The 22809-nt window shown below is 54.9% G+C and carries 1 protein-coding gene; it reads left to right on the top strand.

Annotation, left to right across the window (positions count from 1 at the left end; translation table 11 throughout):
- Positions 1-1125 precede the first annotated feature (1125 nt).
- Positions 1126-22800: a YadA-like family protein gene (locus K1Y77_RS13695; RefSeq protein WP_264429030.1), complete on the top strand. Its 21675-nt coding sequence runs from the start codon at positions 1126-1128 to the stop codon at positions 22798-22800.
- Positions 22801-22809 lie beyond the last annotated feature (9 nt).

Raw genomic sequence — 22809 nt, 5'->3', positions numbered from 1 at the left:
GTGCGTTACCTTAAGGATAAGCTATCGAAAAATTAAGCCCGCCTAGTAGTAAAATGCTAGTACTATAGTTGTCGCAGATTTCTCCTAAAAAATCGAGCAACAATTTTTCAAATTAAGATCATGTAAATATCAAACGGTGAGTAAGCTAACCTTTATGCTTTCAAATGTTAAGTACTGTCAAAAAATTGCGTTGCTTAACATTCGCTCTATTGGTGTAAGAGGAACGTGACGGAAATAGAACTAGCGCTAAGCAAGCTATCTAAATTAGAAATATAATACCTTAATTAATCCAAACGATAGACACTAAAGGTTACCCAGCAGCTGATTATGGCATGATAGCACCATTCATTGAGTGCGTTAATGGAGGTGACATCAGTGATTGTCCATGGTCTGTGACTGCTTGATTTTATCCACACAATTAGAGTTAAGAAATCCACCACGCTGTGATAGCAGTAGTGAAAGCCGTTTTACTGTTTCAGCACAGAACCTGTTTGTGAACAATGGTTAATCTGAGAGTATGGTAGGGGAGAAAATAAAATTATAAATAATCATTAAATATTAAAACAGTGTTTCTAAATTAAAAAGGCACTGCCAAAGGCAGTGTTGTGTTTGAGAAATTTGAGGTGATTATTTAACTTTTTGTAATATTTTACTGGCATTTTTCCACTATTTTTTATCAAAATGAAGTTTTTTATAACTATTTTTTAAATATCTATAAGTGTTTTTATTTTTATTGTTCTAATAAAGGTTAAATAATGTTTTCAGATGTTTGTTAATAATTGTGCGTATCTTGAGTAAATATGAACAATAATTTCACTGTATTGAGTTAGCACTAATCTAAGTACGAGAATGAACCCACTAAATAAACGCCTTGAACGGTATTAACTAACTTCTGTGTTTTAACACAGGGGTGTTAGTGCTTTGGAAACCGCATATCACGCAGTGCAGTGTTGCTTACTCAGGTGGCTCTGCGCGTTGGTAGTCAGTGGTTGCCCGGTCGGATGGAGGTTGCCAGGTGAGGTGTTACGCCTCAACGCTTCAGCACCACACCGAAATGGCCAAGGGAAAGATAGTTGTGCGAGGTAAACGCGCCTCCTCACTGAACAGTTAGTGGAGTTCTAAGCAATGAATAACGTATTTCGCTTAATCTGGAACCGTACGCTTGGCCGGTTAGTGGTAACTTCTGAAGCGGCCCGCAGCCGCGATAAATCCGCCACCCGGCAAGGGCTCGTTGGCCAACTACCAGCGCCGCAAACCTCCTCCAGTATTTCTGCCTTGTTGCGCCCAGCCGTGGTCGCCGTGGCGCTTGCCGCCGGCTCGTTGATGCTGGTAGCGCCGGAGGCAAGGGCTGATGCACTAATGAATGCCAATACATGTGCTAATAACGGGTTTAACAATACCCGTATTGGCATTGGCACAAATGCTGAAGCATGTGAGGACGGTGCGGTTTCGATTGGCTGGAATTCGTCCGCGGTAGGGCGCATTAATGGTGGTGGTACTACCCAACAGGGTACATCGTTGGGCCAGACGGCAACATCATCCGGCGGTGTGGCGATAGGCTTTCGCGCGAACTCGGTGGTCCCGAATGGAATAGCAACAGCCATTGGTGCTGGAAGCCAGGCAACGGGAAATTTCTCGATTGCGATTGGTACCCACGACCATCAACGTACTACCGCTACTGCCGATGGAGCCATTGCTCTAGGGTCATGGGCTAAATCGACCGCACTTAATGCGGTCGCCATAGGACGACAAAGCGAGGCGAATTCTGATCGAACAGTCGCGCTGGGGCATAAAGCCAACGCCGGTGGTGGCGATGGGTCTGTGGCGGTAGGGGCAGATAGTGTATCCAGTGGTGGTGGTTCTGTTTCGGTGGGTTTAAACAGCAACTCAGGCACTACTGCTATTGAGCTTATCAATCAGCCACTTCCTTTGGATGTTTTTCAACGTGGTATTGCAATTGGCATGAATGCCGATGGCGTTGGTTCTGTCGCCATTGGGCATGATGCGTATGCTGGTTTGGCGGATGGTACGGGTACTGGTCGAGTGGGTACCGCCGTGGGTGCTGGAACGCGTGCTGAAGGGCACCGTTCCATTGCTATTGGTACTGCTCGTAACCGGGTGACAACAGCAACGGGCATTCAAGCAATTGCTATGGGTAATGCGCTAGAGGCAGAAGGCATTAACGCTATTGCCATTGGTAACAGCGCCGCACCGCAAGCAGATGGTACATGGTTAGAAACGACACGCCATAGTGCTAACGGTAACCGTTCCATCTCGCTGGGTTTCTCTTCACAAGCGAATAGTGATGATGCTATTGCCGTAGGGTCGAGAGCTGCAGCCATTAATGCAAATGCCATTGCCATAGGCCGTAACGCACAAGCTGAGTCGCGTTTTAGCCCAACGGGTACCGGACTTCCTGCTGAGTTTTTAATGGGTTCTGTAGCCTTGGGTGATGGCGCTAAAGCCTTATCAGGTACGGCAGTCGGTGCAAATGCGGGCATAGTGGGTACTGATGCTACAGGCACCGCTATTGGTGGCGGTGCAACAGCGGGCAATGGCTCTATCGCCCTATCGGGCGCTGAGTTCAGACCTGCAAGTGCACTAGGGCTATCTTCTATTGCTGCTGGTAGTAATGCGCAAACAACAGCTGTTTCTACCAGCGCGATTGCACTCGGCTCTACCACTGCAGTGGACGGTAAACACTCCATTGCCATGGGGCGTCAGTCTGAAGTGTCAGGCGAAAGAAGCATGGCCCTGGGTCAGGATGCCAAGGTGGGCACCTATGATACCAATGGCGATGCAACCGGCTCTGCCAATAGCGCCATTGCGTTAGGCGATTTTGCCAATGTACAGGGCAATAATGGTATTGCTATTGGTAAGGAAAGCCTTGCCTCGGTTGAAAACACCATCGCTATGGGTGCTGGCGCGCAAGCCTCTGGTCTCGACGCCATTGCCATGGGTACCGGTGCCAAAGCCTCTGGTGAGCAAAGTATCAGTATTGGCTATGGAAACGAAGTTTCGGGCGATCATTCGGGGGCCGTTGGTGACCCGAATATTATAAGTGGTACAGGCTCATACGCACTGGGTAACGACAATACCATTGAGGCCGACAATGCCGGTGCTTTTGGTAACAACAATACCCTTACGGCCACTGCAGCCGGTAGCCGTATCATCGGTAATGACAATAACCTTGATGTCGCTGATGCCTTTGTAATGGGTAATGGCGCGGATGTCACCGTTGCCGGTGGGGTGGCGCTGGGCAATGGCGCTATCGCAGATACGGGCGCAGGCATCCCAGGCTACAACCCACTCACTGCCGCTGCTGACGGCTTGGATGCAGGCATCGCCGCAACCCAAAGTACAACGGGTGCGGTTGCGGTAGGCGATGCTACAGGCGGTGTATTCCGCCAGATTACGGGTGTTGCTGCTGGTTCTGAAGACAGCGATGCGGTGAACGTTGCTCAGCTAAAGGCCAGCGAAACCCACTACTACAGCGTCAACGATGACGGTACGCAGCAAGCTAACTTCAACAATGACGGTGCTTCTGGGGTTAACGCCCTGGCGGCGGGCACCAATGCAAGCGCTTCAGGGGAGAGTGCAGTTGCCGTCGGTGATGGGGCAGACGCTGGTTCTTCAACCATTTCTGCTGGTGCGCTAACTGGTGTTACTAACCCCAATGGTTATGCAGTCGGTGATAATTTAGCTTCAACTGCTGTTGGTGCAGGCGCAAAGGTAGTCTCTGGAACAGCCATTGGTTTTGACGCGGTAGCCGGAAAAGATGTCGGCGGAGCTACTGTCAATACTGGTACAGCCATTGGTGGCGGTGCGCAGGCGACAGGAAATGCTTCTATTGCCATCTCGCCTGCTGCTTACGCGCCTGCCATCGCTGAAGGCGATAGCTCCATTGCTCAAGGTCTTGATGCGCGTTCCCCAGGAAGTGGTTCAGTAGCAATTGGTGCGCTTACTAGTGCTGCTGCTGATGGCGGTATTGCTCTTGGTGCTTCAGCGGCGGTTGATGCGGCAGCAAATAGTGGCATTGCGCTTGGTAATAGTGCGAACGTAACAGCAACAAACGGCATGGCATTGGGCGCTAGCTCAAAAGCTAATGCTGATGCCGGTATTGCTCTTGGTACTGCAGCGACGGTTGATTCGACAGCAACTAATGGCATTGCGCTTGGTCTTAGTTCGAACGTGACAGCAGTGAATGGCGTAGCCTTGGGTGCTGGTTCAGTTGCCACTGTTGAATCAGGTGTAGCTGGCTACGTTCCCACCGGCGCTACCGCTGCTGATTCGACCAACATTGCGGGCACCGTTGCCGCTCTCGGTGCGGTTGATATTGGTAGTCGTCAAATCACTAGCGTTGCCGCTGGTACCGAATTAGATGATGCCGTTAACGTCGCTCAGTTGGTCGCTGTTGAAAATATAGCGAATACCGGCTGGGATGTTCAGGTTAATGCTGAAACCGCGGATAACGTCGCACCGGGTGAAACGGTTCAGTTTATCGATGGCAAGAATATCGAGATAAGCCGCAATGCCGATCAGGTGATTGAAGTTGCGACTGCTGATGAAGTTGAGTTCACTCAGGTAACGATTGGTGACGCTACTAATAACACCGTGATCACCAGTACGGTGGATGGCCTGGACGTAGGGGGTGACAAGATCACCAACGTGCAAGCGGGTGATCTCAGCGCGACATCTACTGACGCTGTCAACGGCAGCCAGCTGTTCGCGACGAATGAAAATGTCACGACCAACACGACCAACATCACCAACAATGCTGCCGAGATCGACAAAGGCATTAACTTTGGCGACGGTGCTACATCGAACAAGTACGCGTTAGGCGACACCATTAATGTTAACGGTGATGCCAACGTTACCTCTACCACCACGGCAGACGGTGTACAGCTTGGCCTAGCGGACGTGCTCAGTGTGGGGTCTACCAACCCTGTCTCGATTGATGGCGATGCCGGCACGATTAGTGGCCTGACCAACACCACCTTCGACCCGAACGCCACTTACACCGGTGGCCAAGCAGCGACACAGGAGCAGCTGACAAGCGTTAGCAATGTTGCCAATGCTGGCTGGGATGTTCAGGTTAATGCTGAAACCGCGGATAATGTCGCACCGGGTGAAACGGTTCAGTTTATCGATGGCAAGAATATCGAGATAAGCCGCAATGCCGATCAGGTGATTGAAGTCGCGACTGCTGATGAAGTTGAGTTCACTCAGGTAACGATTGGTGACGCTACCAATAACACCGTGATCACCAGTACGGTGGATGGCCTGGACGTGGGGGGTGACAAGATCACCAACGTGCAAGCGGGTGACCTAAGCGCGACATCGACGGACGCCGTCAACGGCAGCCAGCTGTTCGCGACAAACACCAACGTTGCTAACAACACGACCAACATCACCAACAATGCTGCCGAGATCGACAAAGGCATTAACTTTGGCGACGGTGCTACGTCGAACAAGTACGCGTTAGGCGACACCATTAATGTTAACGGTGATAGCAACGTTACCTCTATCACCACGGCAGACGGTGTACAGCTTGGCCTAGCGGACGTGCTCAGTGTGGGGTCTACCAATCCTGTCACGATCAACGGTGATACCGGCACGATTAGTGGCCTGACCAACACCACCTTCGACCCGAACGCCACTTACACTGGTGGCCAAGCAGCGACACAGGAGCAGCTGACAAGCGTTAGCAATGTTGCCAATGCTGGCTGGGATGTTCAGGTTAATGCTGAAACCGCGGATAATGTCGCACCGGGTGAAACGGTTCAGTTTATCGATGGCAAGAATATCGAGATAAGCCGCAATGCGGATCAGGTGATCGAAGTTGCGACTGCTGACGAAGTTGAGTTCACTCAGGTAACAGTTGGTGACGCTACCAATAACACCGTGATCACCAGTACGGTGGATGGCCTGGACGTGGGGGGTGACAAGATCACCAACGTACAAGCGGGTGATCTCAGCGCGACATCTACTGACGCCGTCAATGGCAGCCAGCTGTTCGCGACGAATGAAAATGTCACGACCAACACGACCAACATCACCAACAATGCTGCCGAGATCGACAAAGGCATTAACTTTGGCGACGGTGCTACATCGAACAAGTACGCGTTAGGCGACACCATTAATGTTAACGGTGATAGCAACGTTACCTCCACCACCACGGCAGACGGTGTACAGCTTGGCCTAGCGGACGTGCTCAGTGTGGGGTCTACCAACCCTGTCTCTATTGATGGCGATGCCGGCACGATCAGTGGCCTGACCAACACCACCTTCGACCCGAACGCCACTTACACTGGTGGCCAAGCAGCGACACAGGAGCAGCTGACAAGCGTTAGCAATGTTGCCAATGCTGGCTGGGATGTTCAGGTTAATGCTGAAACCGCGGATAACGTCGCACCGGGTGAAACGGTTCAGTTTATCGATGGCAAGAATATCGAGATAAGCCGCAATGCCGATCAGGTGATTGAAGTTGCGACTGCTGACGAAGTTGAGTTCACTCAGGTAACAATTGGTGACGCTACCAATAACACCGTTATCACTAGTACGGTGGATGGCTTGGACGTGGGGGGTGACAAGATCACCAACGTGCAAGCGGGTGATCTCAGCGCGACATCGACGGACGCCGTTAACGGCAGCCAGCTGTTCGCGACGAATACCAACGTGACGAATAACACCACCGAGATCAATAAAGGTCTCAACTTTGGTGACGGTGCGACGTCAAATAACTACGCGTTAGGCGACACCATTAATGTTAAAGGTGATACCAACGTTACCTCTACCACCACGGCAGACGGTGTACAGCTTGGCCTAGCGGACGTGCTCAGTGTGGGGTCTACCAACCCTGTCTCGATTGATGGCGATGCCGGCACGATCAGTGGCCTGACCAACACCACCTTCGACCCGAACGCCACTTACACTGGTGGCCAAGCAGCGACACAGGAGCAGCTGACAAGCGTTAGCAATGTTGCCAATGCTGGCTGGAACGTGCAGACCAACGGCGATACAGCGACAAACGTTGCACCCAATGCCACCGTCCAATTCATAGATGGTCAAAACATCGATATTACGCGTACGGGCACCGATATTACGGTTGCCACGTCGCCAGATCTGACGGCTGACAGCCTCACCATTAACGGTGGTCCGGTGATTAATAACACCGGCATCAACATGGGGGGGAACACCATCACCAACCTGGCACCTGGTGTCGCTGGCACCGATGCTGTCAACGTTAATCAATTAGAAGCACAGAAAATCCGCTACTACAGCGTGAATGATGCTGGCACTCAGCAAGGCAACTTCAATAATGACGGGGCAGTAGGTACCAACGCCCTGGCTGCGGGTGTAGATGCGGCAGCAAGTGGAAATAGAAGTGTAGCAGTGGGTAATGGAGTTGCATCCGAGGGAGACAGAAGTGTTGCCATAGGCTTTGAGTCAAAGGCTTCAGCATTGGGTTCAAATGCTATAGGTCAAAATGCAACTGCTTCAGCGGAGTACGCCACTGCGATTGGTACTTCTTCAAATGCCTCGGCAGGATTTTCAAATGCGATTGGCCGTAACGCAACGGCTTCTGCTCGTGTTTCAAATGCGATAGGCCATCAGACAATTGCTTCTGGAGAGTTCTCAAATGCAATTGGTCGTGACGCAACCGCTTCTGCGGATTACACAAATGCGATGGGCTTCCAGGCGACTGCATCAGGTGGCTCTTCAAATGCGATGGGATTCCAGGCTATTGCTTCTGGCAACTCTTCAAACGCGATAGGCCGCAATGCAGAAGCAAGCAACGCAAATGCTGTTGCTATTGGTCGAGGGGCCCAAGCCTCAGCAACCAACAGCATTGCTCTGGGTTCCAACTCCGTTGCCGACGGCAGCACGTTGAGTACAGCGGCTTACCAACCGCTGGATGTTAACGGCAACCCGATCGCTGTTGCAGCGCCCACGGCGGATAGCGAAGTTTCAGTCGGTAGTGCTGGTAACGAGCGTCGCATTACTAATGTGGCTGCTGGTGCAACTGACACTGACGCGGTTAACGTCAGCCAATTAAAAGCAGTGAATGAATTGGCCAATGCTGGCTGGGATGTTCAGGTTAATGCTGAAACCGCGGATAACGTCGCACCGGGTGAAACGGTTCAGTTTATCGATGGCAAGAATATCGAGATAAGCCGCAATGCCGATCAGGTGATTGAAGTTGCGACTGCTGACGAAGTTGAGTTCACTCAGGTAACAATTGGTGATGCTACCAATAACACCGTGATCACCAGTACGGTGGATGGCCTGGACGTAGGGGGTGACAAGATCACCAACGTGCAAGCGGGTGATCTCAGCGCGACATCGACGGACGCTGTCAACGGCAGCCAGCTGTTCGCGACGAATGAAAATGTCACGACCAACACGACCAACATCACCAACAATGCTGCCGAGATCGACAAAGGCATTAACTTTGGCGACGGTGCTACGTCGAACAAGTACGCGTTAGGCGACACCATTAATGTTAACGGTGATGCCAACGTTACCTCTACCACCACGGCAGACGGTGTACAGCTTGGCCTAGCGGACGTGCTCAGTGTGGGGTCTACCAACCCTGTCTCGATTGATGGCGATGCCGGCACGATTAGTGGCCTGACCAACACCACCTTCGACCCGAACGCCACTTACACCGGTGGCCAAGCAGCGACCCAGGAGCAGCTGACAAGCGTTAGCAATGTTGCCAATGCTGGTTGGAACGTGCAGACCAACGGCGATACAGCGACAAACGTTGCACCCAATGCCACCGTCCAATTCATAGATGGTCAAAACATCGATATTACGCGTACGGGCACCGATATTACGGTTGCCACGTCGCCAGATCTGACGGCTGACAGCCTCACCATCAACGGTGGTCCGGTGATTAATAACACCGGCATCAACATGGGGGGGAACACCATCACCAACCTGGCACCTGGTGTCGCTGGCACCGATGCTGTCAACGTTAATCAATTAGCAGCACAGAGAATTCGCTACTACAGCGTCAATGATAATGGCACCCAACAAGGCAACTTCAACAACGACGGTGCAACAGGTGTCAATGCTCTTGCAGCAGGTACCAACGCGTTAGCCGCGAGCGATTCTTCAGTTGCTGTGGGTGATGGCGCTACAACACAGGTCTTTGGAAGTGGCCAGGTAGCCATCGGTAATGACGCTACCACTTTTGGCCAAGGTGATATTGCCATTGGTATGAATGCTCAAGCCAATGGTGCAGGTAATGTGGTGATTGGTGACGGTGCTAAGGCCTCGACGGTCGGCGAGAGCGATGGTGTTGCACTTGGCAAAAATGCGGATGTTACTTATGACGCGGGTGTTGCGCTGGGTAGCGGCTCTGTTGCTAATGGTAGCACCCTAACAGCAACAGCCTATGTACCCACAGGCGCGACGTCTGTGGCAGCTGATTCAGCAGCTAGCGAAGTTTCCGTCGGCACCAGTGGTAGTGAGCGTCGTATCACCAACGTGGCTGCCGGTGCGACAGATACCGATGCGGTCAACGTCAGCCAGTTGAAAGCAGTGAATGAGTTGGCTAACAGCGGTTGGAGCCTCCAAGCCAACACTGAACTTATGTCCGAAAACATCGGCCCGGGTGAAACGGCGATTTTTGCTGAAGGCAAGAATATTGACGTTAGCCGTGATGCAAACAAGATCACCTTTGCCACCGAGGACGAAGTTGAGTTCACTCAGGTAACAATTGGTGATGCTACCAATAACACCGTGATCACCAGTACGGTGGATGGCCTGGACGTGGGGGGTGACAAGATCACCAACGTGCAAGCGGGTGATCTCAGCGCGACCTCGACGGACGCCGTCAACGGCAGCCAGCTGTTCGCGACGAATGAAAATGTCACGACCAACACGACCAACATCACCAACAATGCTGCCGAGATCGACAAAGGCATTAACTTTGGCGACGGTGCTACGTCGAACAAGTACGCGTTAGGCGACACCATTAATGTGAACGGTGATAGCAACGTTACCTCTATCACCACGGCAGACGGTGTACAGCTTGGCCTAGCGGACGTGCTCAGTGTGGGGTCTACCAATCCTGTCACGATCAACGGTGATACCGGCACGATTAGTGGCCTGACCAACACCACCTTTGACCCGAACGCCACTTACACTGGTGGCCAAGCAGCGACACAGGAGCAGCTGACAAGCGTTAGCAATGTTGCCAATGCTGGCTGGGATGTTCAGGTTAATGCTGAAACCGCGGATAACGTCGCACCGGGTGAAACGGTTCAGTTTATCGATGGCAAGAATATCGAGATAAGCCGCAATGCCGATCAGGTGATTGAAGTTGCGACTGCTGACGAAGTTGAGTTCACTCAGGTAACAATTGGTGATGCTACCAATAACACCGTGATCACCAGTACGGTGGATGGCCTGGACGTAGGGGGTGACAAGATCACCAACGTGCAAGCGGGTGATCTCAGCGCGACCTCGACGGACGCCGTCAACGGCAGCCAGTTGTTCGCGACGAATACCAACGTGACGAACAACACCACCGAGATCAATAAAGGTCTCAACTTTGGTGACGGTGCGACGTCAAATAACTACGCGTTAGGCGACACCATTAATGTTAACGGTGATGCCAACGTTACCTCTACCACCACGGCAGACGGTGTACAGCTTGGCCTAGCGGACGTGCTCAGCGTGGGGTCTACCAACCCTGTCTCGATTGATGGCGATGCCGGCACGATCAGTGGCCTGACCAACACCACCTTCGACCCGAACGTCACTTACACTGGTGGCCAAGCAGCGACACAGGAGCAGCTGACAAGCGTTAGCAATGTTGCCAATGCTGGTTGGAACGTGCAGACCAACGGCGATACAGCGACAAACGTTGCACCCAATGCCACCGTCCAATTCATAGATGGTCAAAACATCGATATTACGCGTACGGGCACCGATATTACGGTTGCCACGTCGCCAGATCTGACGGCTGACAGCCTCACCATTAACGGTGGTCCGGTGATTAATAACACCGGCATCAACATGGGGGGGAACACCATCACCAACCTGGCACCTGGTGTCGCTGGCACCGATGCTGTCAACGTTAATCAATTAGCAGCACAGAGAATTCGCTACTACAGCGTCAATGATAATGGCACCCAGCAAGGCAACTTCAACAACGACGGTGCAACAGGTGTCAATGCTCTTGCAGCAGGTACCAACGCGTTAGCGGCTGGCAATTCTGCTACCGCCGTAGGGAATAACAACTCTGCATCTGCCAATAATGCGACGGCAGTGGGTACTGGAAACACGGCGGAGGGAGAACGTTCAGTAGCCTTAGGTTTCAATAACAATACAAACAGTCAAAGTCAGATTGCTATAGGTGCAAATAACGTACTGGGTGCAGGCACACCAGGGGACTCATTTACCGCTATTGCCATTGGCCGCGAAAACAAGTTGCAGGCACAAAATACGACGGTAATTGGGCAGCTGAACGAAGTTTCCGGCCGTTTTTCTTCAGCCTTCGGTTTCACGAACAACATTTCCGGTGAAAACTCCACCGCATTTGGTATTCGTAACCAAGTGGAAGGACGAACGTCTGTTGCGATGGGCTTCGAGAACAAGGTAACCGGCGGTGGTTTCTCGCGGGCGATCGGCTACCAAAATGAAGTTTCTGGCAAGCTCTCAACAGCGTTAGGTGGTCAAAATACCGTTAGCGGTAATCTCTCCTCAGTGATCGGTGCGGTTAACAATATTGATCAAGATAACGCCTTTGTGCTTGGTAACTTTGCTGATGTTAGCGTAGAAGGCGGCGTTGCCATTGGTACCGCTTCCAACGCCAATACTGGAGCGGGTATTTCCGGTTATAACCCGTTGACGGGTATCGCGGATGATAATGATCCAGCGATTACGGCCACCAAATCAACCTATGGTGCCGTGGCGGTTGGTGATGAAGGCGTTGGCTTATATCGTCAAGTCACCGGCGTTGCTGCAGGTACCGCTGATAGCGACGCCGTTAACGTCGCGCAGCTGAAGGCCTTGAACAACGTCGTTGACCAAGGCTTCAACATCACCGCAGACAATGCCGATCTGGCCGATCCAGCGGCGACCGAAGACACCGTCAAGCTGGGCGAGACCGTGGCCTACACCAGTGACGATGGCAACATCATCACCACGGTGCGTGACAACGAAATCGACTTCGCGTTGAACACCGACCTCACCATTGGTGGTCCGGGCGCGCCTGGCGAACCAGGGGTGGACGGCACGTTAGGGGTTGACGGTGCCGACGGCGTGAGTGGCGTTGCGATCAACGGCGCAGACGGCTCCATCGGCCTGACAGGTCCGGCGGGTCAGAATGGCATCAGCCCACAAACCATCCTGCGTCCGCAGATCCTACCGGGCGACGTCATGGCCGACGCCACTGACGTGACACGTCTGACCTTCGAAGACGGCGATGGCAACAACAAGACCGTGGCCACGCTGGAAGATGACGGCCTGCGCTTCTCGGGTAACGACAACACCGGTACCGCGGATGGTTACGTCACCCGTAATCTGAACGACGAACTGCAGATTGTGGGCACCGGTGCCGACACCGATGCAGCGGGCGCCCCGATTGCCTACTCCTCAGGCAACGTCAAGACCGTCGCAACCCAAGCCGGTGGTATTGAAATCCAGTTTGCCGACACCCCGAACTTCCAGGGTGCCGACATGGGTGACAAGCAAATCACCAGCGTGGAAAGCGGCCTGACCGGCACCACCCTAGAGACCGCCACCGGTGATGACCTCACCAATGCGGTGAACGTGGGCGATCTTCAGAACGCCAATAACACCCTGGTCACTACAGGCTTCAACATCACCGCAGACAATGCCGATCTAGCCGATCCGGCGGCGACGGAAGACACCGTTGCCCTGGGCGAGACCGTGGCCTACACCAGTGACGATGGCAACATCATCACCACGGTGCGTGACAACGAAATCGACTTCGCGTTGAACACCGACCTCACCATTGGTGGCCCGGGCGCGCCTGGCGAGCCAGGCGTCGACGGTAAGATTGGAGTTGACGGTGCTGACGGCGTGAGTGGCGTTGCGATCAACGGCGCAGACGGCTCCATCGGCCTGACAGGTCCGGCGGGTCAGAATGGCATCAGCCCACAAACCATCCTGCGTCCGCAGATCCTACCGGGCGACGTCATGGCCGACGCCACTGACGTGACACGTCTGACCTTCGAAGACGGCGATGGCAACAACAAGACCGTGGCCACGCTGGAAGATGACGGCCTGCGCTTCTCGGGTAACGACAACACCGGTACCGCGGATGGTTACGTCACCCGTAATCTGAACGACGAACTGCAGATTGTGGGCACCGGTGCCGACACCGATGCAGCGGGCGCCCCGATTGCCTACTCCTCAGGCAACGTCAAGACCGTCGCAACCCAAGCCGGTGGTATTGAAATCCAGTTTGCCGACACCCCGAACTTCCAGGGTGCCGACATGGGTGACAAGCAAATCACCAGCGTGGAAAGCGGCCTGACCGGCACCACCCTAGAGACCGCCACCGGTGATGACCTCACCAATGCGGTGAACGTGGGCGATCTTCAGAACGCCAATAACACCCTGGTCACTACAGGCTTCAACATCACCGCAGACAATGCCGATCTAGCCGATCCGGCGGCGACGGAAGACACCGTTGCCCTGGGCGAGACCGTGGCCTACACCAGTGACGATGGCAACATCATCACCACGGTGCGTGACAACGAAATCGACTTCGCGTTGAACACCGACCTCACCATTGGTGGCCCGGGCGCGCCTGGCGAGCCAGGCGTCGACGGTAAGATTGGAGTTGACGGTGCTGACGGCGTGAGTGGCGTTGCGATCAACGGCGCAGACGGCTCCATCGGCCTGACAGGTCCGGCGGGTCAGAATGGCATCAGCCCACAAACCATCCTGCGTCCGCAGATCCTACCGGGCGACGTCATGGCCGACGCCACTGACGTGACACGTCTGACCTTCGAAGACGGCGATGGCAACAACAAGACCGTGGCCACGCTGGAAGATGACGGCCTGCGCTTCTCGGGTAACGACAACACCGGTACCGCGGATGGTTACGTCACCCGTAATCTGAACGACGAACTGCAGATTGTGGGCACCGGTGCCGACACCGATGCAGCGGGCGCCCCGATTGCCTACTCCTCAGGCAACGTCAAGACCGTCGCAACCCAAGCCGGTGGTATTGAAATCCAGTTTGCCGACACCCCGAACTTCCAGGGTGCCGACATGGGTGACAAGCAAATCACCAGCGTGGAAAGCGGCCTGACCGGCACCACCCTAGAGACCGCCACCGGTGATGACCTCACCAATGCGGTGAACGTGGGCGATCTTCAGAACGCCAATAACACCCTGGTCACTACAGGCTTCAACATCACCGCAGACAATGCCGATCTGGCAGATCCAGCGGCGACCGAAGACACCGTCAAGCTGGGCGAGACCGTGGCCTACACCAGTGACGATGGCAACATCATCACCACGGTGCGTGACAACGAAATCGACTTCGCGTTGAACACCGACCTCACCATTGGTGGTCCGGGCGCGCCTGGCGAACCAGGGGTGGACGGCACGTTAGGGGTTGACGGTGCCGACGGCGTGAGTGGCGTTGCGATCAACGGCGCAGACGGCTCCATCGGCCTGACAGGTCCGGCGGGTCAGAATGGCATCAGCCCACAAACCATCCTGCGTCCGCAGATCCTACCGGGCGACGTCATGGCCGACGCCACTGACGTGACACGTCTGACCTTCGAAGACGGCGATGGCAACAACAAGACCGTGGCCACGCTGGAAGATGACGGCCTGCGCTTCTCGGGTAACGACAACACCGGTACCGCGGATGGTTACGTCACCCGTAATCTGAACGACGAACTGCAGATTGTGGGCACCGGTGCCGACACCGATGCAGCGGGCGCCCCGATTGCCTACTCCTCAGGCAACGTCAAGACCGTCGCAACCCAAGCCGGTGGTATTGAAATCCAGTTTGCCGACACCCCGAACTTCCAGGGTGCCGACATGGGTGACAAGCAAATCACCAGCGTGGAAAGCGGCCTGACCGGCACCACCCTAGAGACCGCCACCGGTGATGACCTCACCAATGCGGTGAACGTGGGCGATCTTCAGAACGCCAATAACACCCTGGTCACTACAGGCTTCAACATCACCGCAGACAATGCCGATCTAGCCGATCCAGCGGCGACGGAAGACACCGTTGCCCTGGGCGAGACCGTTGCCTACACCAGTGACGATGGCAACATCATCACCACGGTGCGTGACAACGAAATCGACTTCGCGTTGAACACCGACCTCACCATTGGTGGCCCGGGCGCGCCTGGCGAGCCAGGGGTGGACGGCACGTTAGGGGTTGACGGTGCCGACGGCGTGAGTGGCGTTGCGATCAACGGCGCAGACGGCTCCATCGGCCTGACAGGTCCGGCGGGTCAGAATGGCATCAGCCCACAAACCATCCTGCGTCCGCAGATCCTACCGGGCGACGTCATGGCCGACGCCACTGACGTGACACGTCTGACCTTCGAAGACGGCGATGGCAACAACAAGACCGTGGCCACGCTAGAAGATGACGGCCTGCGCTTCTCAGGCAACGACAACACCGGCACGACGGCGGGTTACGTCACCCGTAATCTGAACGACGAACTGCAGATTGTGGGCACCGGCGCCGACACCGATGCAGCGGGCGACCCGATTGCCTACTCCTCAGGCAACGTCAAGACCGTCGCAACCCAAGCCGGTGGTATTGAAATCCAGTTTGCCGACACCCCGAACTTCCAGGGTGCCGACATGGGTGACAAGCAAATCACCAGCGTGGAAAGCGGCCTGACCGGCACCACCCTAGAGACCGCCACCGGTGATGACCTCACCAATGCGGTGAACGTGGGCGATCTTCAGAACGCCAATAACACCCTGGTCACTACAGGCTTCAACATCACCGCAGACAATGCCGATCTGGCAGATCCAGCGGCGACCGAAGACACCGTCAAGCTGGGCGAGACCGTTGCCTACACCAGTGAAGATGGCAGCATCGTCACCACGGTGAGCGATAACGCCATCGACTTCGCCCTGGGCAGTGATCTGATCGTGGGAGATGACACCACCCCAGGCAGCATTGTCGTCAACGGCAAGGATGGTAAAGACGGCGTTGCTATCGATGGCGAGAACGGCACGATCGGCCTAGCCGGTCCGGCGGGCCCCAACGGCACGGATGGCCTAACCACCATCTCGATCCAGGACGGTGCACCGGGCGTTGATGGCGTAGACGGCGTGACACGCATCGTTTACACCGACCCGGAAGGCAATGATCAAGAAGTTGCCACGCTGAACGACGGCCTGAAGTTCCAGGGCGACGACGGCGAAGTGGTAACGCGCAAGCTGAATGAAACGCTTGGCTTGACTGGCGGCGCTGATGTGAACGCCCTGACGGACGGCAATATCGGCATCACCAAAGATAGCGATGGCAGCCTAAGGGTTCAGCTGGCTCAGAACCTAAGCGGCCTGACCGAAGTAGCGATTACCGATGGCCCGACGATCAACAACGGCGGCATCGACATGGGTGATACGAAGATCACCAACCTCGCCCCGGGCACAGACGGCACGGATGCAGTGAATGTCGATCAGCTGAATGACGTCGAAGCGATTGCCAACCAAGGCTTCAATATCGCCGCGGATAACGGTGCCGACGACAACGTCCAGCTGGGCGAGACCGTTACCTACACCAGTGGCGACGGCAGCATCGTCACCACGGTGAGCGATAACGCCATCGACTTCGCCCTGGGCAGTGATCTGATCGTGGGAGATGACACCACCCCAGGCAGCATTGTCGTCAACGGCAAGGATGGTAAAGACGGCGTTGCTATCGATGGCGAGAACGGCACGATCGGCCTAGCCGGTCCGGCGGGCCCCAACGGCACGGATGGCCTAACCACCATCTCGATCCAGGACGGTGCACCGGGCGTTGATGGCGTAGACGGCGTGACACGCATCGTTTACACCGACCCGGAAGGCAATGATCAAGAAGTTGCCACGCTGAACGACGGCCTGAAGTTCCAGGGCGACGACGGCGAAGTGGTAACGCGCAAGCTGAATGAAACGCTTGGCTTGACTGGCGGCGCTGATGTGAACGCCCTGACGGACGGCAATATCGGCATCACCAAAGATAGCGATGGCAGCCTAAGGGTTCAGCTGGCTCAGAACCTAAGCGGCCTGACCGAAGTAGCGATTACCGATGGCCCGACGATCAACAACGGCGGCATCGACATGGGTGATACGAAGATCACCAACCTCGCCCCGGGCACAGACGGCACGGATGCAGTGAATGTCGATCAGCTGAATGACGTCGAAGCGATTGCCAACCAAGGCTTCAATATCGCCGCGGATAACGGTGCCGACGACAACGTCCAGCTGGGCGAGACCGTTACCTACACCAGTGGCGACGGCAGCATCGTCACCACGGTGAGCGATAACGCCATCGACTTCGCCCTGGGCAGTGATCTGATCGTGGGAGATGACACCACCCCAGGCAGCATTGTCGTCAACGGCAAGGATGGTAAAGACGGCGTTGCTATCGATGGCGAGAACGGCACGATCGGCCTAGCCGGTCCGGCGGGCCCCAACGGCACGGATGGCCTAACCACCATCTCGATCCAGGACGGTGCACCGGGCGTTGATGGCGTAGACGGCGTGACACGCATCGTTTACACCGACCCGGAAGGCAATGATCAAGAAGTTGCCACGCTGAACGACGGCCTGAAGTTCCAGGGCGACGACGGCGAAGTGGTAACGCGCAAGCTGAATGAAACGCTTGGCTTGACTGGCGGCGCTGATGTGAACGCCCTGACGGACGGCAATATCGGCATCACCAAAGATAGCGATGGCAGCCTAAGGGTTCAGCTGGCTCAGAACCTAAGCGGCCTGACCGAAGTAGCGATTACCGATGGCCCGACGATCAACAACGGCGGCATCGACATGGGTGATACGAAGATCACCAACCTCGCCCCGGGCACAGACGGCACGGATGCAGTGAATGTCGATCAGCTGAATGACGTCGAAGCGATTGCCAACCAAGGCTTCAATATCGCCGCGGATAACGGTGCCGACGACAACGTCCAGCTGGGCGAGACCGTTACCTACACCAGTGGCGACGGCAGCATCGTCACCACGGTGAGCGATAACGCCATCGACTTCGCCCTGGGCAGTGATCTGATCGTGGGAGATGACACCACCCCAGGCAGCATTGTCGTCAACGGCAAGGATGGTAAAGACGGCGTTGCTATCGATGGCGAGAACGGCACGATCGGCCTAGCCGGTCCGGCGGGCCCCAACGGCACGGATGGCCTAACCACCATCTCGATCCAGGACGGTGCACCGGGCGTTGATGGCGTAGACGGCGTGACACGCATCGTTTACACCGACCCGGAAGGCAATGATCAAGAAGTTGCCACGCTGAACGACGGCCTGAAGTTCCAGGGCGACGACGGCGAAGTGGTAACGCGCAAGCTGAATGAAACGCTTGGCTTGACTGGCGGCGCTGATGTGAACGCCCTGACGGACGGCAATATCGGCATCACCAAAGATAGCGATGGCAGCCTAAGGGTTCAGCTGGCTCAGAACCTAAGCGGCCTGACCGAAGTAGCGATTACCGATGGCCCGACGATCAACAACGGCGGCATCGACATGGGTGATACGAAGATCACCAACCTCGCCCCGGGCACAGACGGCACGGATGCAGTGAATGTCGATCAGCTGAATGACGTCGAAGCGATTGCCAACCAAGGCTTCAACATTGCCGCGGATAACGGTGCCGACGACAACGTCCAGCTGGGCGAGACCGTTGCCTACACCAGTGAAGATGGCAGCATCATCACCACGGTGAGCGATAACGCCATCGACTTCGCCCTGGGCAGTGATCTGATCGTGGGAGATGACACCACCCCAGGCAGCATTGTCGTCAACGGCAAGGATGGTAAAGACGGCGTTGCTATCGATGGCGAGAACGGCACGATCGGCCTAGCCGGTCCGGCGGGCCCCAACGGCACGGATGGCCTAACCACCATCTCGATCCAGGACGGTGCACCGGGCGTTGATGGCGTAGACGGCGTGACACGCATCGTTTACACCGACCCGGAAGGCAATGATCAAGAAGTTGCCACGCTGAACGACGGCCTGAAGTTCCAGGGCGACGACGGCGAAGTGGTAACGCGCAAGCTGAATGAAACGCTTGGCTTGACTGGCGGCGCTGATGTGAACGCCCTGACGGACGGCAATATCGGCATCACCAAAGATAGCGATGGCAGCCTAAGGGTTCAGCTGGCTCAGAACCTAAGCGGCCTGACCGAAGTGGCGATTACCGATGGCCCGACGATCAACAACGGCGGCATCGACATGGGTGATACGAAGATCACCAACCTCGCCCCGGGCACAGACGGCACGGATGCAGTGAATGTCGATCAGCTGAATGACGTCGAAGCGATTGCCAACCAAGGCTTCAACATTGCCGCGGATAACGGTGCCGACGACAACGTCCAGCTGGGCGAGACCGTTGCCTACACCAGTGAAGATGGCAGCATCATCACCACGGTGAGCGATAACGCCATCGACTTCGCGCTGGGCAATAACCTAAGCGTTGGTCAAGCAGGCCAAGATGGCGTCGACGGCACTATCGGTGTTAACGGCAAAGACGGCTCCAGCGTTGTGCTTAACGGCAAAGACGGCACAATCGGCCTGACTGGTCCGGCTGGCAGCACCACGATTGGTATTGACGGTACGAATGGCAGCGATGGTGTCGACGGTGAAAGCATTACCCGCATCGTTTATGACGACCAGGAAGTCGCCACGCTGAACGACGGCCTGAAATTCGGCGCGAATGACGGCGATGTCCACAATGCCAAGCTGAATACCCAGGTCGATATCACTGGTGCTGCAGGCAATACCGATTGGTCAGCGTTCGATGAAGGCCAGAACATCATGACGCAGGTCGACGGTAACAACATCACCGTTGCCCTGGCCAGAGATCTTACTGGCCTAAATAGCGCCACCTTCGGTGACATTACTGGTGATACGTTCTTCACCATCAATGACATTGGTGCTCAGTTCATTGATGGAACTGGTAGTCAGGTGGCCAATACGCCGAGCATCACTATCGGAGGCATTGACGCGGGTAATCAAACGATTACCAACGTGGCGCCAGGCGAGGTGAGTGCGACGAGCACGGATGCGATCAACGGAAGTCAACTGCAGGCGGTGAGTGATCAAGCCAATGCTCCGCTGACCTTTGCAGGTAACACTAACAGCATCCAAAAACGCCTGGGTGAAACGGTTAGTATTTTGGGCAACGGTGATAAAGCAGATGCCTCCTACTCAGCTGACAACATCAAAACCATGGTGAATGCCGAGGGCAACCTCATGGTGATGATAGATAAGGACCCAACGTTTGACACGGTTGTTCTCAATGATGGTAACAACGGCCTGTCGTTCTACGGTATTGATGGAGCAACGGGCTCGCGGGGTATTGATGGTGAAGATGGCCTCTCTCGTATTGCCTACATCAGAGATGATGCGGATGGCAACCCTATCGAAGAAACGATTGCAACACTGAGTGATGGTTTGATCTTTGAGGGCGATGATGAGGTATCGGTTCTTCGTAACCTTAACGAAACGCTGAGCCTAACGGGTGGTGCAACGGGTGAGTTGAGCGAAAACAACATCGGCATCACTCACAATGGTGAAGGCGGCCTGAAGGTACAGCTAGCCAATAACCTGACGGGGCTAGAAAACATCACCAGCAATAACCTCACTGTCACGGGTGAGACCAAACTGGGCGATCGTTTCGTAGTGAACGGTGATCAAGTCACCTACAACATCGCGCCAGAGGGCATCACCGAAGGTAACCAAGTTGTTAACAAAGACTATGTTGACAACGCGGGTGATCAGTTAATTGCTACTAATCCGCTGACCTTCGGTGCTGACGAAGGTGAAGATACCCAGCGCCGCCTCGGTGAGCGTCTAGATATCGTGGGTGAAGCAGATGAAAAGGGTAACCGCAATATCGTTACCAAACTGACTGATAAACAAACATTAGCACTAGCGCTGAATGATGACCTGGAGATCGGTAACAGCATTAGCGTCGGTGATAGTGGCCCGGTGATCAGTGCTGATGGCATCAGCATGGGTGATAACAAAATCACCAATATGGCTGATGGTGACGTATCGGCTGATAGTAAAGATGCGATCAACGGCTCTCAGCTGTATCAGTTGGAAAGCATCGTGACGAACGTGACTGGCGATATTAGTAATGAATACGTTACTGACAATGGCCTGGGTATTCGTTATGTGCGCACCAATGATCGTGGGTTGAGTGTCAGTGATGCTTTTGCTCAAGGGCAAGGCTCAACGGCAGTCGGTTACGAAGCACGCGCTGCCGCCGACCGTGCGCTGGCTCTGGGTTATCAGGCAGTGGCATCGCATCAAGGTAGCGTGGCGTTAGGTGAAGGGTCTGTGACTGCCGACACTGTACGCACGACCTCGGTAGTTATTGCAGGCACAACGTATCAGTTTGCCGGTGCTGGTGAAGGTGTGGTGTCAACGGTCAGTGTGGGAAGTGAGGGTAACGAGCGCACTGTGACTAACGTGGCGGCAGGTCGGATTTCTGCCGAAAGTACCGATGCAATTAATGGCAGCCAGCTTTATGCCACTAATCAAGCGGTCGGCGCGTTAGACAGCCGCGTTACCAACGTTGAAGGCGATATCAGTAATATCACCAACGACTTGGCGGATCTGGATGACCGAGCGGTGAAATATGACCGCAACGACGATAACAGCGTTGATTACAGCACCATTACCCTAGCGGGCGACAACGGCACCACCATTACTAATGTAGCACCGGGTGATGTCACCAAAGACAGCATGGATGCGGTGAATGGTAGCCAGCTGTGGGAGGTGAGTAATCAAATCACCAACATTGAGCAGGGTGGCTCTAAGTACTTCCGCGCTAACAGTGAAGGACCTGCTGCCAACCCGCAAGGCGCTGACAGCATTGCGATGGGGCCAAGCAGTGTTGCTGCGGGTGACCGTAGCGTTGCCTCTGGTGCCGGCGCCCAGGCCAATACGGAAGGTAGCGTTGCACTAGGTGCAGGATCTGTTGCAGACCGTGAAGGTATGAATGGTGAGCGCGAGCGCTTCTCTAATGAAGCGGTGGCGTCTACCCAAGGGGCTGTTTCTGTAGGTAGTGCCGGTAACGAGCGCCAGATTACCAATGTGGCGGGCGGTACCCAGGCTACCGATGCAGTTAACGTTCGTCAGCTAGAAGCGGTACAGCGTGGCGCGGTGAACTACGACCGTGACGAAGATGGCAATGTGAATTACAACACCATCACACTGAGAGGAGAAGAAGGTACCACTATTACCAACGTAGCCCCTGGTATTAATGAAACAGACGCGGTGAATGTAGGCCAGATGAATGAGCTTGGTCGTCGCTTCACTAACGAGATCAACAACGTGCATGGCCGTATTGATAGCGTTGAACGTAATGCTAATGCCGGCTCTGCCAGCGCAATCGCGGCGTCAACTGTGCCGCAAGCCTGGATGCCTGGTAAGAGCATGATAGGGGTTGGTGCAGGTACCTATGGCGGTGAGTCTGCTATCTCGGTAGGTGTGTCGCGCCTCTCTGATAATGGCCGTTGGATTATCCAAGGTAAGATCACCGGCGACTCGCAAAGCAACTTCGGCGCAGGCATTGGCGCTGGCTGGCATTGGTAAAGGAGAACG

It is taken from the genome of Halomonas qaidamensis, from assembly GCF_025917315.1.
In the GTDB taxonomy this organism is placed as follows: domain Bacteria; phylum Pseudomonadota; class Gammaproteobacteria; order Pseudomonadales; family Halomonadaceae; genus Vreelandella; species Vreelandella qaidamensis.
This window is presented reverse-complemented; position numbering and strand designations above follow the sequence as displayed.

Coding starts and splice junctions, on each gene's coding strand:
- K1Y77_RS13695 (WP_264429030.1), top strand. CDS start 1,126: ATGAATAACGTATTTCGCTTAATCTGGAACCGTACGCTTGGCCGGTTA.